This window comes from Streptosporangium sp. NPDC004631 (genome assembly GCF_053601935.1).
The window spans coordinates 213,801-235,039 of the sequence record NZ_JBSGCR010000001.1 but is presented as its reverse complement, the minus strand read 5'-3'; the positions used below and the strand labels follow the sequence as shown (position 1 = coordinate 235,039).

Sequence of the window (21,239 nt, the reverse complement as noted above, 5' to 3'; positions counted from 1 at the left end):
AAAGGACCGGTGCCATGGCCGAATTCGAGGCCAACCTCGCCGTCGTCCACGAGGCGATCGCGGCCACCAGACCGGCGCGCGAGTGCCTGACCCACCGCGATCGGCGTGTGACCTGGGAGGAACTGACCGACCGTACCCGCCGGCTCGCGAGCTTCCTGCTCGCGAACGGCCTGAAGGAGCCCGAGCGTCTTCCCGAGGCGGGCTGGGAGAGCACCCAGGATCATCTGGCGATCTTCCTGACCAACTGCGTGGAGTATCTGGAAAGCATGGTCGCCGCGTTCAAGGCACGGGTCGTGCCGTTCAACGTCAACCATCGTTACGTCGAGCGCGAGCTCGCCGCCGTCTTCAAGGAGGCGCGGCCGAGGGCGATCGTGGTCCACACGCGTTTCGCGGCCGTCGCCGCGTCCCTGGCCGGCTCGCTCGGCTCACGCCCGCTCGTCCTGCAGGTGGACGACGGCTCGGGCGGACCCCTCGCCGACGGGGCCGTCTGGTACGAGGAGGCGATCCGGCGGGGGGCGCCGGACCCCCTGGGGGTCGGCTACACGCCGGACGACCGCTACATGATCTACACCGGTGGGACCACCGGCGTTCCGAAGGGCGTGCTGTGGCGGCAGGCCGACATCTTCGCGGGCGCGATGGGAGGCCGGCGGGCGGACTTCCGGGAGTTCGAGTCGCTTGAGCACCTGGTGGGCGCCGCCGCGGACGGCCGGGAGGTCTACCTGCCGGCGCCGCCGTTCATGCACGCGGGCGGCCAGTGGCTGGCGTTCTACGCCTTTCACGGCGGCCACCGCATCGTCCTGCCCGACGTCACGGAGCAGTTCGACGCGGACTCGATCCTGGACACCGTCGAACGTGAGCGTGTGACCATGATGCCGATCGTCGGCAACGCCATGGGACGCCCGATCGTGGAGGCCCTGGAGAGAAGGCCACGTGACCTGTCGTCGCTGCGCATGATCCACACCGGAGGCGGGATTCTCACGCCCGACCTGAAGGACCGGCTGCTGGAGTTCCTGCCCGCCGGGCTCACGCTGGTCGATGTCTACGGCTCCAGCGAGACCGGCGGCCACATGGAGAACAGATGGTCGGCGGGCTCGGCCACACACGGCCTGTTCTCCCCGGCGGCCGGGACGCTGCTGGTGAGCGACGACCGGTCGAGAGCGCTGCCGAGGTCGTCGCGGGAGGAGGGATGGCTGGCCCGCTCCGGCCGGATACCGGCCGGCTATCTCGGTGACCGGCACAGGACGGAGGACACCTTCCGGGTGGTCGGCGGCGTCCGGGTCGGGATTCCGGGTGACAGGGCCAGGTGGGAGGAGGGCGGCCTGATCCGCCTGATCGGCAGGGCGTCCACGACCATCAACACCGGCGGGGAGAAGGTCTTCGCCGAAGAGGTGGAACAGGTGCTGGTGTCGCTGCCCGAGGTGGTCGACGCGGTCGTCGTCGGTCTCCCCGACGACCGCTGGGGGCAGCGGGTCGTCGCGGTGGTGCAGGCCGCGGCCGGAACGGTTCCGGACGCGGCCGATCTGCGGCGGCGCTGCGCCGGACAGCTCGCCCGGTACAAGGTGCCCAAGGAACTGGTCTTCGTCCCCAGGGTTCTGCGCGGCCCCCAGGGCAAGGCGGACTACCGCTGGGCGAGGGAGACGGCCCGGGGCGCGCCGGAGGGTCCGGCCGTTCAGCGGTCCGGCGGGGAGGGCGGCCCGCTTCTCCGGGTGAGTGGTCTGAGTCTCGCCTTCGGCGGGGTGCGCGCCCTCGACGAGGTGAGCCTCACCGTCGAGCGCGGCACCGTCTGCGGCCTGATCGGCCCGAACGGGGCCGGGAAGACCACCTTGTTCAACTGCGTCAGTGGAATGCACCGGCCGCAGAGCGGGGAGATGCTCTTCGACGGCGAGAACCTCGCCCACCGCCGCGCGCGGGACACCGCGGGGATCGGCATCGCGAGAACGTTCCAGAACGTCGTGCTCTTCGAGCACCTCTCGGTCGTGCAGAACGTCATGGTGGGGGGCCACGCCCGAAGCCGTGGTGGTTACCTCGCCGCCGGGCTGGGGCTTCCCTCCTCGCGCAGGGAGGAGCGCGCTCTCCGGGCGGAGGCGGGCGCGCTGCTGGCCGAGCTCGGTCTCGGTCACCTGGCGGAGGCCGAGGTCGGAACCCTGCCGTACGGCTCCCGCAAGCGGGTCGAGATCGCCCGCGCCCTGATGGCGAGACCGAAGCTGATGATGCTCGACGAGCCCGCCGCGGGCCTTCCACAGGGTGAGGTGGCCGATCTGGCGTCGGAGATCACCCGCATCCGGGACGCGTTCGGCGTCACGGTTCTCCTGGTGGAACACCACATGGGCCTGGTGATGTCGACCTGCGAGAAGGTTGTCGTGCTTGAGTCCGGGCGGGTCATCGCCGAGGGAACCGCCGACGAGGTCCGGCGGGACCGGGCGGTCGTCTCGGCCTATCTGGGGACGTGACCGATGCTTACCTGCTGTCGTCTCGGCGCCTCCTACGGCAGGGCCGAGGTGCTGCGCGGAATCGACCTCACCGTGAAACCGGGCCAGGTGACCGTGGTCCTCGGCGCGAACGGCGCGGGCAAGACCACGCTGCTGCGGGCGCTGTCCGGCATGATCCCGGTGTCGGGCGCCATCCGTTTCGCCGGGGAGGACGTCACCCGGTTGACGGCCCCGGCGATGACCCGGCGCGGGATGGCCCACGTGCCCCAGGGGCGGGGCACCTTCAGCGAGTTCACCGTGCACGAGAATCTGCTCCTGGGGGCGGCCACCCGGCGCAGGAGACGCGCCGAGGTCGCCGAGGACCTCGACCGGATGTACGCCACCTTCCCCCCGCTGCTCGAACGGCGGGAGCAGACCGCGTCGACGCTGAGCGGCGGGGAGCAGCAGATGCTCGCCGTCTGCCGCGCGCTGATGAGCCGTCCCCGGCTCCTGCTGCTCGACGAGCCCTCGCTGGGACTCGCCCCGCAGGTCACGGCCAAGCTCTTCGAAACCCTCGGCGGGCTGAACCGGGATCTCGGAATGGCGCTGCTCGTCGTCGAGCAGAACGCCGCGCTCGCCCTTGAAATCGCCCACTACGCCGTCGTGCTGGAGACCGGCCGGATCGTCCTGGAGGGCGAGGCGGACGTCGTGGCCCGTGACGACGGGCTGAGGGCCGCCTATCTCGGAGGAGGAGGATAACAGTGCTGTTCCTCCAGCAGATCACCGACGGCATCGCCACCGGCGCCATCTACGCCTCCATCGGCCTGGCGCTGGTCCTGATCTTCCGCTCCACCGGGATCGCCAACTTCGCGCAGGGCGAGATGGCGATGTTCTCCACCTTCGTCGCCTGGCAGCTGATCGCCTGGGGGCTTCCGGTACCGGTCGCGGCCCTGGTCGCCGTCGTGTTCGCGTTCGTCGTCGGAGCCGCGACCGAGCGTTTCGTGGTCCGTCCCGCCGAAGGCGGCAGTCATCTGAACACGGTGATCCTCACGTTCGGCCTGTATCTCGTCTTCAACGAGTTCGCCGCGCTGATCTGGCACTCCACCCCGCTGTCGTTTCCCACACTCGCGCCCGAGCGCGTCTGGTCCGTCGGCGGCTGGCGGATGACGTCCTCCATGGTGGTGATGGTGGGGGCGCTGGCCGTGGAGTCGCTCGCCGTCTACCTGCTGCTGCGCCGTACCACGCTGGGCCTGTGGATGCGCGCGTCCGCGGCCAACCCGGAGTCCAGCGCGCTGGTCGGGATCGACGTCAAGCGCATGCTGATGCTCGGGTGGGGGCTGGCGGGGGTGTTCGGGGCGATCGCCGGAATTCTCATCGCCCCCCGGGTCTTCCTCGAACCGAACATGATGTCCGGCATCCTGCTGTACGCCTTCGCCGCGGTGATCCTCGGTGGGCTGGACAGCGTGCTGGGCGCCGTCGTCGGCGGCGTACTGATCGGCGTGATCGAGAATCTGGTCGGCACCTACGTGACGGTGATCGGGCCGGATCTCAAGGTGGTGGTTCCCCTGGTGGTCATCGTGCTGGTGCTCATGCTCAGACCGGCCGGTCTGTTCGGCGCCGTGGAGAGGGTGCGGGTATGAACAGGATCTCCGCGGTTCTGTCGGGCCCGGTGGCCGGTAGGTCGGCGAGGTTCGCCTTCGTGGTGCTGCTTTTCGTGCTGCCGTTCGTGCAACCGCCCGACCGCAACTTCCAGCTGACCATGGTGTTCGTCTACTCCGTGGCGATCCTTGGCCTGACCGTGCTCACCGGCGCCTCCGGCCAGATCTCCCTGGCGCAGGCGACGTTCCTCGGCATCGGCGCGTACTGCGCGGGAGTGACGACCGTTGTGTGGAAATGGCCGCTCTGGGCGGGGCTCATCGCCGCGGCCGTGGTCCCGTTCGTCGTCGGCTATCTCGTCGGTGTGCTGGCGGCCAGGCTCAACGGCCTCTACCTCGCCCTGGTCACGGTCACGATCGCGATTGTGTTCATCCCGCTGGTCAAGCGGTTCGACGGCCTGACCGGGGGAGCGAACGGCCTGGTGGTGCCGCAGCCTCAACCCCCCGCCGGCCTCGGGCTCGCCACCGACCAGTGGCACTACCTGATCGTCCTGGTGCTCACGCTGGCCTGCTGGCGGATCGGCAGGGGGATCCTGGGCGGCCGGGTCGGCCGGGCGCTGTACGCCTCCCAGGACAACGCGCTCGTGGCCGTCGCCATGGGGGTCGACGTGCCGTTCGTGAAGGCCACCGCCTTCGCCTGGTGTGGCGGTCTGGCCGGTGTCGCGGGCGGCATGTACGTCATCGCGGTCGGCTTTCTCTCGCCGGAGTCGTTCAGCCTGCTGCTCTCCGTGGGCCTGCTCGCCGGAATGGCGGTCGGCGGGGTGGGGCGCGCGGCCGGCGCGGTGCTGGGCGCCGTCTACATCCAGTTCGTGCCGGTGTACACGCAGGAGATCAGCAGTTCCCTGGCGGGCATCATCTACGGCGCCTCGCTGATCCTGGTCATCCTGCTGCTCCCCGGCGGGCTCGCGAGCGTCCCCCGGCTCCTGCGGAGGGATGTCCGGGCGAGCCGCCCGGACATCCACCCGCCGGCCGGGGAACGGCCGAGGGAGGCCGCCGATGTGTGACCCGGCCCGCGGGGCACCGCGGCCCCCCACCCATCGTCCGCCGGGCGCCGCCCTTCCGGAAACCCGCCCCGAGTCCCGCCGAGAGAGGAACCCCATGCCCGAACCGGTGATCGTCGCCGCCACCCGCAGCCCGATCGGACGTGCCCGAAAGGGGTCGCTGGCCTCGGTCCGCCCGGACGACCTGGCCGCGGCCGTCGTCCGGGCGGTCGTGGAGCGGGTCCCGGAGCTCGATCCGGCCGAGGTCGCCGACGTCGTCATCGGCTGTGGACGGCCCGAGGGGGCGCACGGCAACAACATCGCCCGGGTCGTCGCGGTCCTGGCCGGCCTTGAGCACAGCCCGGGGGTGACCGTCAACCGATACTGCTCGTCGAGTCTGCAGACCATCCGCATGGCGGAGCACGCGATCCGCGCGGGAGACGGCGACGTCTATGTCGCAGGCGGTGTCGAATGCGTGTCCTGGTACGGCGTCGCCTCCTTCGACGCGCCCGACGAGCCGAACCCGAGGTTCGACACGGCCCGCGCCCGTACCGCCCGGCGGTCCGGTGGCGGCGAGCCGGCCTGGAGGGAACCGGAGGGCCTGCCCGACATGTACATCGGCATGGGGCAGACGGCGGAGAACGTCCGCGAGCTTGAGGGGATCACCCGGGAGGAACTGGACGGCTTCTCGCTCCGCAGTCATCGGCGGGCCGTCGCCGCCCAGCGGAACGGGTTCTTCGACCGGGAGATCACTCCGATCGAGCTCCCCGACGGAACGGTCGTCCGTACGGACGACGGCCCGCGCGCGGACACCACGCTTGAGAGGCTGGCGGACCTGGCCCCGGTGTTCCGGGTGGGGGGCGCCGTCACGGCCGGTAACTCCTGCGCGCTCAACGACGGCGCGGCGGCGGTCGTGGTGATGAGCGAGCGGCGCGCCTCGGAGCTCGGGATCACGCCGCTGGCCAGGATCGTGTCGTCGGCCGTGAGCGCCCTGCATCCGGAGATCATGGGTCTCGGCCCGGTCGAGGCGTCACGGAGCGCGCTCAGGAAGGCGGGGCTGTCGATCGACGAGATCGACCTGGTGGAGATCAATGAGGCGTTCGCCGCCCAGGTGATCCCCTCGGCGCGTCGTCTGGGGGTCGCCGACGAGCGGCTCAACGCGTACGGGGGGGCGATCGCACTCGGGCATCCGTTCGGCATGACCGGCGCGCGCATCATGACCACCATGATCAACGGGCTTTCCGGTTCCGGGGGCCGGTACGGGCTCGAAACGATGTGCGTCGGCGGCGGACAGGGGATGGCGATGGTCGTGGAGCGTCTCTCCTGAGCGCCCCCGTCCGTCCTGTCGGCGTTCCCCCCGTTCTCCCCGATCGGCCTGGAGCGCGGGCCGGGGCCGGTCGCGTCCCGCGGCGCCGGGGCCGAATAATCCGTCAAAAGCCGCAAAGTATTTTTTTGAGATCATATAGATATAAATCAGGCGTTAAATCCGGCTTATCATGATGTGCCGTTGGCGCCGCCGGTGCAGTGGCCGCCGGAGGTCGCGGGTCGATCGGAGGCTGCTGACATGACCGTCCACACTCCAGCCGGTACCGCGTCCGCTCATCCACTGACCGCCAGGCCGGACGCGGCGGCGATGAACTCCGTGCTGGGCAAGGTGCGCCTGATCATCGAGGCGTTCACCGTCGAGGACGACAGGCTGTCCCTCACCGAGCTGGTGGAGCGGACCGGTATCGCCAAGGCGACCGTGCACAGGCTGGCACAGGAACTGCTCGGCTGGGGAGTCCTGGAGCGGGCGGGGACCAGCTACCGGCTCGGCCTGCGCATGTTCGAGATCGGCCAGCGGGTGCCACGGCAGCGGATCCTGCGTGAGGCCGTCCTGCCGTTCATGGAGGACCTCCTGGTCACGACCCAGGAGACGATCCACTTCGCCGTGCACGACAATCTCGACGTCCTCTACGTCGAGAAGATCATCATGCACCGGGGGCTGAGCAAGCAGTCGCGTGTGGCGGGCCGGCTCCCGCTGTACTGCACGGCGACCGGCAAGGTGATTCTGGCCTTCTCCGGGGCCGACCTGCTGACCGAGGTGGTGCGGGCGGGGCTGGTGCCGCTGACCCGTCACACGGTCACCTCACCGGCCATCCTGGTGACCCAGCTGGACCGGGTGCGGGCCGGCCAGATCGCCACCGAGTACGAGGAGACCCGGCTGGGCTATGCGAGCGTGGCCGTTCCCGTCTTCAGCGGCGACGGAGCCCTGGTGGGGGCGCTGTCGGTTACCGCGCCGACGGCCCGGATGAACGTCAACCGCTTCTCCGGCAACCTGCGGGCCGCGGCCCTCGGCGTCAGGCGCAGGCTCAGAACGGCGGGGTGAACCCGGTCACCGGTCCGCTCGGCGGACCCGCCCCGTTGCCCCGTCGTCCGTGATCCCGCAGAGTCCTGGTGAGCGGGTACCGGGCCGTCACATCCGCCGGACCGGCGGACAACCCCCGCGGGACTCCGCGCCCGCGCGGGCCGGCCGGCGCGTTCCCGGACACGGCCCCGGACCCGCTCAGCCGATCCTCGGCTTCCGAGGCCCGAACCGAACCCTGTTGAGGTCGTAAAATATGGGGCACGAACTGGATCCGCTCTTCGCACCGCGCAGCGTCGCGGTGTACGGGGCCTCCGCCACCGATCCGGGCAGGCTGGGCAACACCCTCCTGGCCAACGTCACGACCGACGTCGATTCGGTCGTGTGCGTGCATCCGCGCGCGGCGACCGTCGACGGGACCCCGGCGGTGCCGAGTCTGGACCGTACGGTCGACCTCGCGCTCGTCTCCGTACCGGCCCGCGCCGCGGAGCAGGCGGTGCGGGACGCGGCGGCCGGGGGGGCCAAGGTCGTGATCGTGCTCTCGTCGGGGTTCGGCGAGGCGGGTCCCGGCGGGCAGGCGCTTCAGGACCGCCTCGTCACGGTCGCCCGCGCGCACGGCGCACGGCTCGTCGGCCCCAACTGCATGGGCGTGGTGAGCCATCTGGGAGAGGACCGCTGGTTCAACGGATCCTACTTCTGGTCGGTGCCGCGGCACCCGGGACCCCTGAGTTTCATCAGCCAGAGCGGCGCGTTCGGCGGCATGTTCCTCTCCGAGGTCCGCCGGCGCGGGATCGGCTTCGCCCGGTTCGTCAGCCTCGGCAACTCGCCCGACGTGGACGTCACCGAGGCGCTGGGCTGGCTGGCCGCCGACCCGCGGACCACGGTGATCGGGGTGTTCACCGAGGGGCTGCGCGACGGCCGCGCGTTCGTGGAGGCGGCCCGCGGGATCACCGCGGTGAAGCCGGTCGTCGTCCTCAAGGGAGGGCGCGGCACCGCCGGAGCGCGGGCCGCGGCCGGGCACACGGGGTCGCTGGCGGGAAGCGCCCGGGCGTACCGGGCGGGGTTCGACCGGGCCGGGGTCACCGCGGTGGAGGAGTCCGCGGAGTTCTTCGACGCGCTCACCGCGCTCGCCTCGGGGACCTCCACCCGGCAGGGCGGCCGGATAGCGGTGCTGACCGTCTCCGGCGGCCCCGGTGTCCTGGCCGCGGACGCCGCCGAACGCTGCGGCCTGAGCCTGCCGCCCCTGTCGGCCGACCGGCTGGCGGCCATCCGGAAGGTGGCGCCGGCGTTCGCCGCCATCGCCAACCCGGTCGACCTGACCCCGCAGTGCCCGCCGTCCGGCTTCGCCCCCGCCGTCGCGGAGGTCTACGCCGACGACGGTGTCGACGGGGTGGTGGTCGTCAACTGCGGGCTGGACGTACCCGAGTTCGGGGCCGCGGTCGCCGAGGCGTACGCGGCGACGGGAAAGGCCACGACCGCCTTCCTGCTGGACGTGCCCCGGGTGCGGGAGTCCGTGGAACGGGCGGGAATTCCGTGTTTCGACTCACCCGAGGCCGCGGTGCGCGGGTTCGCGGCGAAGGTGGTGCGATGACGGCCGGGGAGAGCCCGCGGGCGCTGTCGGAGTGGGCCAGTAAGCGACTGCTGGGCGCCGGCCTGCCGACCCCCCGTGAGCTGAGGACCGGCTCACCCGAGCAGGCGGTACGGTTCGCCGGGACGATCGACGGCCCCGTCGTCGCGAAGGCGTCCGGCATCGCCCACAAGTCGGACGCCGGACTGGTACGGCTCGGGCTGGACGCCGCAGGGCTGTCGCGCTGCTGGGCCGAGCTGGCCGGGGCCGGGGACGGCACGGTCGTGGTGGCCGAGCAGCTGAGCGGTGAGCTGGAACTGATCGTGGGCGGCAGCCGGGACCCCGGATTCGGCGAGTTGATCACCGTGGGGCTCGGAGGTGTCGCGGCCGAGGTGTTCGACGACGTGGCCGTGCTCCTGGCGCCGCCGGAACCCGGGGAACTGGAGCGGGCGCTCTCCCGGCTGCGTGCGGCGCCGCTGCTCAACGGCTATCGGGGGCTGCCCGTACTCGATGTCGGGAGGCTGGCTCTGATCGTCGACGTGGTGGCACGCCTGCTCCGCGACGATCCGGACGTCGTGGAGATCGACTGTAACCCCGTGCTCGTTCGCCGGGGACGCCCGATCGTGCTGGACGCGCTGGTGGTGAAAAGGTGATCGGCGGTGAGGCCCGTGATCGGGCCTCACCGCCGATCCCGGCGGGGGAGGCGCGCCCGGGTCGGCGCGCCTCCCCGCTATCTCTCGCCGACCGGCGTCCTGCCCTCCAGGGAGATCGGCTCCGCGCCGATGAACTCGTACTTGCCACCGTCGAAACGCTGGAGCCAGAGCGTTTCCAGCGGGAACCCGTCCGTCGGCGAGGTACGGCTCTCAAGTTTCGGAAGCAGCGCCGACGAGGTCTGACCGTTCAGGCCGTGCACCGCGTCCATGAGCGAGGACCGAGTCGGATCGACGTCTTTGAGCACGTTCGTGAAGACCTCGGCGAGTGCCCATCCGGCCACGGCGAAGGAGTCCTTCGGATTGGCCCGCGGTTCGTACTTCTGCACGCTCCGCTGGAGCGTGCTCATCGTCTCGTCGGCCGCCCACTGCGGGTCGGTGGGATCCTTGAACCATCCGACCGTGACGATGTCCTTGGCGTTCTCAAGCCCGGCCGGCTTGAGAACCGCCTCCGGCGAGCTTCCCTGGGAGGCCACCAGCTGGAGGGGCTTCCATCCCAGCTCGGCCGCCCCCTTGATCGCGAGAGCGGTGAACTTCGGCGTGGCGAAGTTCGCGAACACGTCCGCTCCGCTCGACGCCATGATCGACATCTGTGAGTCGATGGACGCGTCCGTGTTCGCATAGGTCTGCTCGGACACGATCGTCATGTCCGTCCCCTTGAGCGCCTCCTTGAATCCGTTGAGGAAGCCGGCCCCGTTGTCGTCGCCCAGGGTGAGGATCGCCACCTTCGCCTTGGGCCGTTCCCGCTGGACGTACTGGGCGAACACCGCGGCCTCGGTCGCCGCCGACGGCGATCCGGAGAGTGAGAACGGATACTTCTTGAATTCGGCACCCCATTTGGGGGAGTTTGACTGGATGAAAACCTGTGGAACGCCCTTCTGGTTCAGGTAGTCGCGCACCGCCAGGTTCGTCGCCGTGCCGAAACCCCCCGCGAGCGCGAACACCTTGTCCTTCTCGACGAGGCGTTTGACCACCTCCACGGTCTTGGCCGGCTGATAGCCGTCGTCGTAGTAGATGTAACGGACCTTTCGCTTCTTTCCATCGGCCATTGTCACACCGCCCTCGGTCTCGTTGAGATGGCCGAAGAAGGCGGAGGCGCCGTAAACGACGTTGGCGAATCCGGAACCGGGCCCGGTGAGCGGCGCGTTCGCCCCGACCACGATCTCGCCGTCCGTGATACCCGGGTCCGGATAGGAGCCCGAACCCGTGTCGCCGTCTCCACGCCCGCACGCGGCGGCGAGGGAGACAAGTGCCACCGCTGTCGCCAGACATCGCAGCACCGGTCGATTCTTCAAAGCTCCTCCTGCGGGTAATCCGGGTTTTCGGCGGCTCGGGTGGCGGCCGTTCCCGCCTCACGTCGCCGTAACTGTTCGGTCAGCCGGGTTCTCGCTCCTCTGATCGCCGGCTGAAATCGATGTCGATTCGAATGTGCGGAGACATTCGACTTTCGGTACGGGAACTGTGGCATTGATACACGGATCGGGTTAGAACACGGGTCCGCTCACCGAACCTCGTGGCCGGAGGCGTGCCGAGGGCCTCCCGGCGCCGATTTTCGTCAGGGCCGCACCGGAGCGCCGGCGGAGAGAAAGCCGAGCACGACGCGGGAGAACTCCCCGGCCGTGTGTTCCAGCGGGATCGCCCCGCCGGCGATCACCTCCGTCCGGGCGCCGGGAATGAGCTCGGCCAGACGCGACAGGCCGGGAAAGGCGAAGGGGTCGGCGTCGTGCCCCACGCACAGCGTGGGCTGCCGAATCGAGCCGATCCGATCCTCCATCCGATAGCGCTCCACGGCCCGATGCCCCTCCTCGGGGTCCTCGGTCGCCAGGGCGTCGTGGAGGTAACGGGCCAGCAGTTCCGGTTCGCCCGGCGGATAGTATCTCCGCCGTCGTTGCCACAGCTCGGTGAGGTGTGTCCCGTCAGGACGAGGCTCGACCTCGTCGATGCCGCGCCGTCCCGCCCTGTCGGCCCGTGCCGCCTCGTCGACGTACGGCGTCGAGGAGAGCACCAGCCGGTCCACGCGCTCGGGTGCCCGGGCGGCCACCTCAACGGCGATCACCCCGCCGGTGTGGTGGCCGACGAGATGGCAGCTGCCGATGCCAAGCGCGTCAAGCATGTCCAGCACCGCGCCGGCGTAGGCCACGACGCTGTGGCCCAGGGGAGAGACGTCCGACGCCCCCATGCCCGGGGTGTCGACGGCGATGGCCCGGAACCGCCGGCCGAGCATCGGCAGCACCTCTCGATACTCGTCCCAGCTTCGCGGTGTCTGGTGCAGGAGGACGACAGGCTCTCCCGAACCCGCCGTCGCGATGTGCAGCTGGCCCCAGCTCGTATCCACGTAGTCACGGCGGACGGGCACTGTCACGGGTGGCTCCTTGACGGTAGGGAACGGCCGATCCGGTCGGCCGGACGGGATGGGCGCCCTCGGCCCCGGGGAGCGCGGGCCGGATCAACCGGCCGGCCGGGGCTCCTTGGGCAGCCCGAGCACCCGCTCTCCGAGGATGTTCCTCATCACCTCGGAGCTGCCGCCCCCGATGGAGTCGCCGCGGGCGAACAGGTACCTGCGCTGGATCTCGAAGTCGTCGGGAACGTGATCTTCCGGATGGTGCATGTCGTAGCTTCCGAAGAGCATGCCCCGAGGGCCTTTCAGGTCCAGGCACAGCTCGTAGACCTGCTGCTTGAGCTGCGCGTAGACGAGCTTGGCGATCGACCCCTCGGGGCCGGGAACGTTGGTGTCGTAGTTGCGCGCCGCGCGGAGGTTGAGCAGCCGGGCCGACTCCGCCTGGATCCAGAGCCTGACCAGCCGATCTCGCATCACGTCGTCCCGGACGGCGGCGCGGTGCCACAGCTCGATCGCCTCGGCGATGGCCCCACCCCCCTCGTCGGCGACGCCGCCGCCGATCGACACGCGCTCGTTCATCAAAATGGTGAGGGCCACCTGCCAGCCCTCCCCCTCACCACCGACCCGGTCCGCGTCCGGGACGCGCAGATCGGTGAAGAAGACCTCGTTCAGATGGGCCGATCCGTCGATCTGCCGCAGCGGCCGGACCTCCACGCCGGGCGCGCCCATGTCGACGACGAACGCCGTCAGGCCGCGGTGCCTGGGCGCCTCCGGATCGGTCCGGGCCAGCAGCAGTCCGCGCCGGGCCCGATGCGCGGCGGTGGTCCAGATCTTCTGCCCGTTCACCACCCATTCCCCGCCCTCACGTACGGCCCGCGTGGTCAGGGCGGCGATGTCCGAGCCCGCCCCCGGCTCGCTGAACAGCTGGCACCAGATCTCGGCCCCGGTGAAAAGCGGTCTGAGCCATCGGTTCCACTGCTCGCGGTGGCCGTGTTCGACCAGCGCGGGTGCGATCATCCCGACGCCGAGGGCGTTACGCAGATACTCATCCTGGGTGGGGGCGCCGGCCTGTGTGAGGACGCGCCGGACGACCGCCTGCAGGGATCGGCTCGCCCCCAGGCCGCCCGATCCGACGGGGAACTGCACCCAGGCGAGCCCCAGATCGAACTGTCTCTCCAGGAAAACCGTCTCGTCGGTGGACGCGGGAGGCGTGGCCGTCAGCAGGCGCCGCAGCAGGCCGGTCACCGTCGCCTCCGTGGGAGGTCCTTCACCGCTGCCTGGTTCCGCTGGCATGGGATGTCTCCGTTCGGTGGTTCTGGGAATGGTGGCTGAGGGGACGGGCGATCGTGATCGGCGGGTGTTCAGAGCCCGAGAAGCCCGGCCAGACGCCGCCGATGACAGGCCGCCGAACCGAGCAGCAGCTCCGAGGACTTGGCCCTCTTGAGGTACAGGTGCGCGGAGAACTCCCAGGAGAACCCCATGGCACCGTGGATCTGGATGTTCTCGGCCGCCGCGCGGACGTAGGCGTCCGAGCAGTAGGACCCGGCCATGGCGGCCAGGACGGGCAGGTCGTCACCCGGCTCCGACGCCGCCCACAACGCCCGCTGGACGATCGACTGCGCCGACTCCACCTCGACCAGGACATCCGCGCACTTGTGCTTGACCGCCTGGAACGAGCCGATCGGCCGCCCGAACTGGACACGTTCCCCGGCGTGGGCGACGGACATCTCCAGGCACCTGCGGGCTCCGCCCACCTGCTCGGCGGCGAGGGCCACCGCCGCGAGGTCGAGCACGACGGGCAGCACCTCCGCCGCCGCCCCCTCGGCGCCGATCAGTCGTGCGGGAGCGTCGCGGAAGTCCAGCCGCGCCTGCTTTCGGGTCTGGTCCATGGTGGACAGCGGCTCACGGCCGACCCCGCCCGCCCGGGTGTCCACCGCGAAAAGACCGACGCCGGACGCCGTGCGCGCCGCGACCAGAACGAGATCGGCGACGTGGCCGTCCAGCACGAAGTCCTTCGTGCCGTTGAGCCTCCAGCGGCCGTTCCCGCGCACCGCCCGTGTCTCGACGCCCTCCGGATCCCAGCGGCCGGACTCCTCGGCGACCGCCAGGGTGGCGACCGTTTCCCCGGAGGCGATACCGGGAAGGTAGTCGGCCCTGGCGGAGTCGTCGTCGCATCGGAGCAGGACGCCGGTCGCCAGCACGGAGGTGGACAGATAGGGGGCGGTCAGCAGCGCGGCCCCCATCTGCTCAAGGACCACGCCCAGCTCACGGAAGGAGGCTCCGGATCCGCCGTACTCCTCGGGGATGATCAGCCCCTGCAGGCCGAGATCGGTGGCCATCCGGTGCCAGACCGTACGGTCGAACCCCTCGTCGGTCTCCATCAGCCGCCGGACCTCGGACTCGGGGGAGACCTTGGACAGGAAGTCCCTGACCACGTCCCGGAACTGCTCCTGTTCCTCGCTGTAGGCCAGAACGATCGGGTCGTTCATCGAAACTCCTTCGCTGGAGACCTCGGGCTTTAGCCTCCCGGCCGATTCCGGCTGGACCGAAACCTCTATATGCGACATTTAGTGATAATCCCCCCCATGGATGGCCGGAGCAACGGGGCAAGTCCACCCAGCGAACCGGGGGTCGCCCCTCCCGCCCCTCCCGCCCCTCCATCACCGTCCCGAGCCGTACGCCCGCCCCGTGAAACCCGCCGCGGAGCTCTCGGCCAGGAAGGCCAGGCTGAGTGCGTTGTAGCGTTCGGCCTGCTCGTGCTGAGGCCAGTGACCGCACTCCTCGAAGAGCTCCAGCCGCGAGCCGGGGATGGCCCTGTGCATCGCGGACGCCTCCGGCACCTCCCCGAACGGGTTCTGCCGTCCCCAGACGATCAGCGTCGGATGGGAGATCCTCGCCAGGTCGTCCGGACGGAGCAGGTTGCGCTGCCGTACCTCCATGTTCTGCAGGGAGAGCAGGTTGTCGATACCGGACACGAAATCGGGCCGGTGGTAGATGGTGTGCCGTATCCGCACCAGTTCCTCGGTGGCGTCGGCGGGATCCGCCATGAGCAGCCGCAGCCGCCGCCGGGTCGGTTCGACGTCGTCACAGGCCACCGCCTGCCGGGTGCTGGTGCGGATCCGGTCCATGACCTCGGGGTTGGCCACGGTGCCCCCGGCGCAGAGCAACTGCAGGCTGGCGATCCGGTCCGGGTGGTCGATCGCCGCGCGCCCCCCGACCCAGCCGCCGAGAGACTCTCCCACCACGTGGGCCCGCTCGATTCCGACCGCGTCGAAATACGCCAGCAGATGGTCGACGTAGTGGGGGATCTCGTACGGATGGTCGGGCTTTCCGGTGTAGCCGTGCCCCAGCATGTCGATGGCGTGACACGCGTACCCCGCGGCGTGCGCGGCGAGGTTGCGGCTGAACGCCTCAAGGTGACCGCTCGTCCCGTGCAGGAACACCACCGGCTCCCCGGATCCGGCGCGCAGAGTACGCGTCGGCACCCCACCCGCGTTGACGTGGGAAACGCTCAGGGCCAGCGGACTCATCTCGGTCCAGATACTCATGTCGTCACCTTTGCCGATCGGCCGGGCCGGGCTTGTTCTGATTGATCCGATGGACCTGGGTGCCGCTGCGGGCGGCGAGGGCGCGAACCGCGATCACCGTGATCACCACCAGTACGACGGCCGCCGCGGCCGCCGGTTTTCCCGTCATGGACGCGTTCCCCCATTCCCCCTGTCCGCGGCGTCCACCGTGGAGGCCGACGTGTGGTCGACGTCCACCGAGTTCAGGAATCCGGTGACGACGGCGTGGAACGCCGAAGGCCGCTCCTCCTGAAGGTGGTGGGAGACGTGATCCATCACGTGCAGATTTCCGCGCGGGACCATGCGCGCCAGCATGAGCGGATAGTCGGGCGTGAGGAAGGCGTCGTGCATTCCCCAGACGAACAGGACCGGGGCGCTGATCCGCCCGAGCTCCTCGGTCAGGTCCTGCCACTCGCCACGCGGCGAGTCCGACATCGCGGCGAGCCGCCGCTCCTCCGGATCGAGGCTCTGCCGGTAGCGCAGGTCGAGTGTGGCCTCGGGGAGGCGGTCGCCGTCGTACCACTCCAGCCGGGTGATGAGGTCGCGCATCTTCTCGCGGGTGGGTCCCGAACCGCCGTAGTAGACGTCACGGGCGTTGCGACCCCGGCGGGCGCCCTCCGGCAGTGGCGCCAGCGGTCCGTAGAAGACCGGCATGCTGCCGGTGACGACCAGCGAGCGCACCCTTTCCGGATGGCGGGCGGCCAGGCAGAGCGCGATCGTGCCCCCCCAGGAGTTGCAGACGAAGTCCGCGCGCTCGACGCCCAGCCTGTCCATCAGGGCGACGGTCTTGGCGGCGTGGAAGTCCCACATCGGCCCGCTGATCAGGCACTTCTCCGACCCGCCGTACTGCAGGAGGTCGACGATCAGGCAGCGGCGGTCCCCGGCGAACAGCGGCGCCACCGGCCCGAAGTCGCTCCACCCGGTACAGCCGGGACCGCCTCCGTGCAGGAACAGGGTGTCGCTGCCCACCCCCATGTCGAGGTAGTGATAGGTAACACCGTCCGCGTCGGCATACGACCCGATCGGTGGCTCCATGCTCGTCTCCTTGTCCGTCGTTCATGATGCGATGTCATCCGGAGGCCGGAGATCCGTCGATCCCGGCGCGGATCCTCGTGGTCGAGTCGACCGTCACACGCAGCAGCACCTCGCAGAGCCGGCGCATGGCGCGCACGTCGACCGTGTTCATCCCGCGCTCGAAGTCGACCTCGAAATCCGGCGACACGACCTTGGGCATGCCGACTCGGGCGGTCGGAACTCCGCGTGCTCTCAGGATGTTGGCGTCCGTCGCGCCGCTGTTGTCGGCGATCGGCTCGTGCGGCCGTCCGGAGACACGCCCCCAGGCCCGGATCGCGCTGCCCACGATCCAGCTCTCCGGCGGGGTGCGGGTGCCGGGAACGGCGAGGGTCATCTCGACCGCCGGCTCCGCGCCCAGCTCCCCGGACAGCCCGGTGACGAAGGCCGAGACCTCGCGCTTGACCTCCATCGGCGTGACTCCGGGGGCGATCCGCACGTCCAGCCGGATACGGCAGACCGCGGGGGTGACCGCGGGCATGCGCTCCCAGCCGCCGGTGATCGATCCGATCACCCCCTGTGGAGCGGCCGTCGCGGTACGGTGCCGCTCCGGATAGGCCGCCAGCCACCGTTCCAGCCGGGTGACGACCTCCGCGGCGGTCACGATGGGGTTGCCGTACGGCAGCCTGTGCCGGCTGCCGGCGTAGGTGTGAACGCCGGGAACGGTGATGTCGAACCAGCAGAGCCCCACCTCCTCGTACGCGACGAAGTCTCCGGGTTTGGCGATCACCGCGTGGTCGGCGTGCCAGCCGCGTTCGAGCAGGAACGAGCAGCCGACACCGTGACCGGTGTTGGACCTGCCCGAGGCGCCGCCGTCGATGGCGTCGGTCGGCATTCCGCCCGCTCCGAACGCCACCAGCAGGTCACCGGCCAGCCGGGGACGCAGCGCGGCCAGCGCCTCGGCCACCACGAGGACACACGCCGCGTGCCCCTTGGGGTTGCCCGCCCCCAGGCCGCTGACGAAAGGTCCGTCGCATCGCGCCTCGGCCCGCATGTCGGGGCGGAGCTCCGGTCCGATCCAGGGAAGGTCCTGGCCGGGATCCCCGGTCGTCAGGGTGTCGATCGGCGCGTAGAGCATCAGATCGGCGCCCGTTCCGTCCCCCCTCAGCCGTCCGGCCGCGCTGGCCTGGCCGTCGTCGATTCGCTGCACCCGGCCCTCGACGCCGGCCGCGGTCAGACGACCGGCCAGCCAGGAGGCCAGCCGGCTCTCTCCGCCGGTCGGGCTGGCGATGGAGACGACGGACACGGCCGCGTCCCGCAGGCGGTCCTCGGTGATCGACGCCATGGCCTCGGTCACGAGCCGCTCGCGCTCGACGTCGGAGTTCACCGCGCGGTCACCGGCTCGATGACCGCGACGCCCATTCCGGTCAGCCATTCGGGCATCGGCGCGTAGGCCAGTGTCCGGCCCGGACGGAAGTCCAGCGCGGCCGCCATCATCAGCCAGTTGCGCAACTCCTGCCCTCCGTTGCCGGCGGCCGCCTCGATGTCCTCGGTGGACATCTCCGCGTACCGCTGGAGGTCGCCTCTCTCCAGTGCCGCGAGGAATCCTCTGTCGAAGTCCGGGGAGAGAGCCGGCCGGGCCGCGGTGGTGATCTCCCGCCGTCGCGCGTCGTACCGCTCCCAGTCGCCCCGGCCGTTGAGCCAGGACTGGACCAGGAACCTCTCGTCCTCGTTTCCGGGCTCCTGCCAGCGGCTGGGCCAGGGCAGCCGGTGCGACAGGCCGCCCGAGGCGATGACCGCGACCCTCAGGCCGCCGGGCAGCGCGGCCACCGCGGCGGCGAGGTTGCGGCCCACCTCGACGCAGCGCGACATGAGCGGAAGCGGCGCGGCGAACGCGTTCACCACCAGCGGCACCACGGGCAGGTCGAGGTCGCGGAGGACGTACTGGACCGCGTGGCTCTGACCGTGATCGATCTGCAGCCTGGCGGAGATCGCCACCTCGGTGCCCCCCTCCACCAGGAACCGGGCGACGGACTGGGCGAAGGCCGGATCCGTCGGCTGCGGGCCCGAGGGGGTTCCCGCCTCGCCTGAGGAGATCACCTCGCCGACGCCGAGCGTGAACGAGGGGATCAGATCAAGCCAGAGTCCGCGGAAGTGGTTCGACCCGATGACGATCGCGACGTCGGGCCGGGACGCCGCGACCGCGTCACGCGCGCTCCGCAGCCCGTCGCGGAAGCGCTCCGCGCGATCCCGGTGGATCACCTGCTCCCAGTGGGTGTTCATGAGCGTCGAGTGGGAGGCGCCCACACCAAGAACGATCTCAGCCATCGGCGGGACCGGTCTCCGTCGCCGGCCGGGCCTCCGCCACGGTCAGGCCCGACTCCCGCAGCCGCGCGACCCGCTCCTCGGCGGTGTCCTCCGCCAGTCTGCGCCACTGCAGCAACGAGTCGTCGGGGCGGTAGAGGCGCTCCGGCGGGGCGTCGGTCGCCTCGACCATCCACCTGTCCTGTCCGGAGAACTGGCCGTGGAAGAGCCAGCGGATCGCGCCGAGATACTTGACGTAGAACGGCAGGGATCTGAGACCTCTCCGGAAGTCGGCCATGACGCCCACGTAGAGATGGTTCTCCGCGTCGACGGGCACGTAGAACTCGTAGTGGATGAAGGTCGGATAGGCGATCCGCAGCACACCGGGCATGCTCACCGACGCGAACCCGGGAAACTCCTGGGCGGCGATCGCCGGGTGGACCTCACGGTGCCCGCCCGTGTTGCCGATGTTCGTGACCTTGGACGGCGGTCTGAGTTTGAACCAGGCCTGGTTGTTCCACCTGCCCAGGCCGGGGAAGTCCGCGTCCCAGTGCTGGGCGTCCTGCACGCGGTAGATCCAGCGGCCCCGCCGTACGATCCGGGTCTCGTTCCACACCGGCATGGCCTTGAACAGGCGCCACAGTGAGGTGCGGTGCAGGTATTTCGCATGTCCCTCGTCGTAGCCGTTCTCGCACGCGAAGCGCCAGTTTCCCGCGCGCCTCTGGATGCGCGCGCCGATGACCGCGGGGTTGTCGCGCAGTTCCTCCGGCAACTGGTCGTCGATCGGCGTGGCCTCCTCCCCGTCTCCCACGAAGATCCACACCATCCCCAGGCGCTCCGCCACGTCGTAGGTCGGCTGGGTCACCTTGCCGCAGATGGGGGACCGCGGCCCGTCCGTGATCGCGGCCCTGAGATCGCCGGTCTCCAGGTCGAAGGTCCACCCGTGGTAGACGCAGGAGATCGTGCCGGGAAACTGCTGGCTTCCGTAGCTCAGCGGAACCCCACGGTGCGGGCACCGATCCTTGAGCGCGTACACCCTGCCCGCGTCCCGGATGACGACCATCCGTTCACCCAGCAGGGTGATCGCCTTCGGCCTGCGGGTGACGTGGGAGGAGAACGCGACCGGATACCAGTAGCCCCGGAATCCGCTGACGGCGTGCTGGTAGTGCGGCCAGGTCGACCAGGTCTGCCGTCCCGGCAGCCTTCCCCGCCGGGACGGCCGGTGTCCGGTGGTGCTTCCCGGCCTGTCGCGAGCGTCCGCCCCTGCACTCATTCGCCGCTCCATCTCCTTCACAGCGCCCGCCATGGCGCCCGACCAGGCAAGGGCAGTCCATCACCGGGACGGCCGCCCGCCCAGCGGAGCATCCCGCTCAGCGAACCGGGTCCGGCCGGGCGGCGGTCCGGTGAGCGGTCCACGGCCGGATCGAAGGAGGCGATGGATGTCGCCCGGGCGTGTGTTCCGCTCGGCCGCGGCGGAGGGGGACGGTCCGCCGCCGGGGCTCAGCGGTCGGGGAGCGGTTCGGGGCGTGCCCCCACCCGGCGGCTCAGCTCGTGCGCGGTCTGGGCGGCCTGATCGGCGATCCGCCCACGTTGCGCCGGGCCGACGTCGGAGGCGGGGAAGGTGACGGTCACCGCCGCGATCGGATGGGCCCCGTGATCCAGCACGGCGACCGCGACGGAGGAGAAGCCCGCGGTGATCTCCCCGTCCTCCGCCGCGTACCCGCGGCGCCGTACCTCGGTGAGCAGGTGCCGGAGCGCCGACGGCGAACGCGGCCCGGCGTCGTTGCGCGGGACGAGGGCCGAGGAGTCGGGGAACAGCGCCCGGACCTGGGCCCGTGACAGACGCGCCAGCATGGCCCGGCCGCTGGCGGTCAGGTGCGCGGGCAACCGCACCCCCACCTCGGTGATCAGCGGCGCGCGCCCGGGGGCCCGTTCCTCGATGACGTAGACGACCTCGCGGCCGTGGAGCACGGCCAGGTGCGCGTTGTGGCCGGTGCGGTCGACCAGCCTCGCCAGGGGAACCCGGGCCAGCCGCTGGAACGGGGCCTGCCTGCTGTAGCCGGAGGCGAGTTCGAAGGCGCTCACCCCCAGGCCGTAGCGCCGCTCCTCGGGCAGGTGTACGACGAAACCCTCGCGGATCAGCGTGTCGAGCAGGTGATAGGTCGTCGAGCGGGGCAACCGGACGTCACGGCTGATGGCCGCGGCGGCCACCGGGCCGGCCTGTCCGGCGAGATAGCGCAGGATGGCCAGCACCTGGGCCGCGGCCGGCACTGTGGACATCCGTCGACAATACCCTCGAATGTCTGGGATACCAGACAGATGACAGGTGCCCGCCCTGGTGCCGGATCTCTGGCCT

19 protein-coding genes are annotated in these 21,239 nt (G+C 70.5%); 8 read left to right on the top strand and 11 right to left on the bottom strand.

Annotated features, from left to right (window positions below; translation table 11 throughout):
* Positions 1-14: 14 nt before the first annotated feature.
* From ACWEF2_RS00860 to ACWEF2_RS00825, 8 genes are all read left to right on the top strand, one after another.
* Positions 15-2,450 (top strand): AMP-binding protein, encoded by a 2,436-nt coding sequence (locus ACWEF2_RS00860; protein ID WP_453810917.1) that lies wholly within the window; start codon positions 15-17, stop codon positions 2,448-2,450.
* A gap of 3 nt (positions 2,451-2,453) precedes the next feature.
* Complete coding sequence (locus ACWEF2_RS00855) at positions 2,454-3,167, top strand: ABC transporter ATP-binding protein (RefSeq protein WP_453810916.1); 714 nt, start codon at positions 2,454-2,456, stop codon at positions 3,165-3,167.
* 2 nt (positions 3,168-3,169) lie between these two features.
* On the top strand, positions 3,170-4,048 hold the full coding sequence (locus tag ACWEF2_RS00850; RefSeq protein ID WP_453810915.1) for a branched-chain amino acid ABC transporter permease: 879 nt from the start codon (positions 3,170-3,172) through the stop codon (positions 4,046-4,048).
* On the top strand, positions 4,045-5,067 hold the full coding sequence (locus ACWEF2_RS00845) for a branched-chain amino acid ABC transporter permease (RefSeq protein ID WP_453810914.1): 1,023 nt from the start codon (positions 4,045-4,047) through the stop codon (positions 5,065-5,067). The genes ACWEF2_RS00850 and ACWEF2_RS00845 overlap by 4 nt, the downstream gene beginning before the upstream one ends.
* Positions 5,068-5,161: 94 nt before the next feature.
* Positions 5,162-6,370, top strand: coding sequence for an acetyl-CoA C-acetyltransferase (locus ACWEF2_RS00840; protein WP_453810913.1), 1,209 nt, complete (start codon positions 5,162-5,164; stop codon positions 6,368-6,370).
* A gap of 237 nt (positions 6,371-6,607) precedes the next feature.
* Positions 6,608-7,411, top strand: coding sequence for an IclR family transcriptional regulator (locus ACWEF2_RS00835; protein WP_453810912.1), 804 nt, complete (start codon positions 6,608-6,610; stop codon positions 7,409-7,411).
* Positions 7,412-7,643: 232 nt separating this feature from the next.
* Positions 7,644-8,978, top strand: a complete 1,335-nt coding sequence (locus ACWEF2_RS00830; RefSeq protein WP_453810911.1) for a CoA-binding protein — start codon at positions 7,644-7,646, stop codon at positions 8,976-8,978.
* The gene (locus ACWEF2_RS00825; RefSeq protein ID WP_453810910.1) at positions 8,975-9,607 is read left to right on the top strand and encodes an acetate--CoA ligase family protein; all 633 of its coding nucleotides are present in this window, start codon (positions 8,975-8,977) and stop codon (positions 9,605-9,607) included. Before ACWEF2_RS00830 ends, ACWEF2_RS00825 begins: the two co-directional genes overlap by 4 nt.
* Positions 9,608-9,684: 77 nt before the next feature.
* Here the strand turns inward: ACWEF2_RS00825 and ACWEF2_RS00820 are convergent, their stop codons facing one another.
* From ACWEF2_RS00820 to ACWEF2_RS00770, 11 genes are all read right to left on the bottom strand, one after another.
* Positions 9,685-10,959: an ABC transporter substrate-binding protein gene (locus ACWEF2_RS00820; RefSeq protein ID WP_453810909.1), complete on the bottom strand. Its 1,275-nt coding sequence runs from the start codon at positions 10,957-10,959 to the stop codon at positions 9,685-9,687.
* Between the two features lie 260 nt (positions 10,960-11,219).
* Positions 11,220-12,026: an alpha/beta fold hydrolase gene (locus ACWEF2_RS00815; protein WP_453810908.1), complete on the bottom strand. Its 807-nt coding sequence runs from the start codon at positions 12,024-12,026 to the stop codon at positions 11,220-11,222.
* Positions 12,027-12,110: 84 nt separating this feature from the next.
* Positions 12,111-13,295, bottom strand: coding sequence for an acyl-CoA dehydrogenase family protein (locus ACWEF2_RS00810; RefSeq protein WP_453810907.1), 1,185 nt, complete (start codon positions 13,293-13,295; stop codon positions 12,111-12,113).
* A 68-nt stretch (positions 13,296-13,363) separates the two neighbouring features.
* Entirely contained in the window at positions 13,364-14,491 is a 1,128-nt protein-coding gene (locus ACWEF2_RS00805; protein WP_453810906.1) for an acyl-CoA dehydrogenase family protein, read from the bottom strand.
* A gap of 171 nt (positions 14,492-14,662) precedes the next feature.
* Complete coding sequence (locus tag ACWEF2_RS00800; RefSeq protein ID WP_453810905.1) at positions 14,663-15,550, bottom strand: alpha/beta fold hydrolase; 888 nt, start codon at positions 15,548-15,550, stop codon at positions 14,663-14,665.
* Positions 15,551-15,554: 4 nt separating this feature from the next.
* Positions 15,555-15,698 carry a hypothetical protein gene (locus ACWEF2_RS00795; protein WP_453810904.1) on the bottom strand — a complete coding sequence of 48 codons (144 nt, stop codon included), beginning with the start codon at positions 15,696-15,698 and terminating at the stop codon, positions 15,555-15,557.
* The gene (locus ACWEF2_RS00790) at positions 15,695-16,603 is read right to left on the bottom strand and encodes an alpha/beta fold hydrolase (protein WP_453810903.1); all 909 of its coding nucleotides are present in this window, start codon (positions 16,601-16,603) and stop codon (positions 15,695-15,697) included. Before ACWEF2_RS00790 ends, ACWEF2_RS00795 begins: the two co-directional genes overlap by 4 nt.
* A gap of 34 nt (positions 16,604-16,637) precedes the next feature.
* The gene (locus ACWEF2_RS00785) at positions 16,638-17,966 is read right to left on the bottom strand and encodes a M20 family metallopeptidase (protein ID WP_453810902.1); all 1,329 of its coding nucleotides are present in this window, start codon (positions 17,964-17,966) and stop codon (positions 16,638-16,640) included.
* Positions 17,963-18,907, bottom strand: coding sequence for a DODA-type extradiol aromatic ring-opening family dioxygenase (locus ACWEF2_RS00780; RefSeq protein ID WP_453810901.1), 945 nt, complete (start codon positions 18,905-18,907; stop codon positions 17,963-17,965). Before ACWEF2_RS00780 ends, ACWEF2_RS00785 begins: the two co-directional genes overlap by 4 nt.
* On the bottom strand, positions 18,900-20,156 hold the full coding sequence (locus ACWEF2_RS00775) for a Rieske 2Fe-2S domain-containing protein (protein WP_453810900.1): 1,257 nt from the start codon (positions 20,154-20,156) through the stop codon (positions 18,900-18,902). The genes ACWEF2_RS00780 and ACWEF2_RS00775 overlap by 8 nt, the downstream gene beginning before the upstream one ends.
* Positions 20,157-20,383: 227 nt before the next feature.
* Positions 20,384-21,163 (bottom strand): IclR family transcriptional regulator, encoded by a 780-nt coding sequence (locus ACWEF2_RS00770; protein WP_453810899.1) that lies wholly within the window; start codon positions 21,161-21,163, stop codon positions 20,384-20,386.
* Positions 21,164-21,239 lie beyond the last annotated feature (76 nt).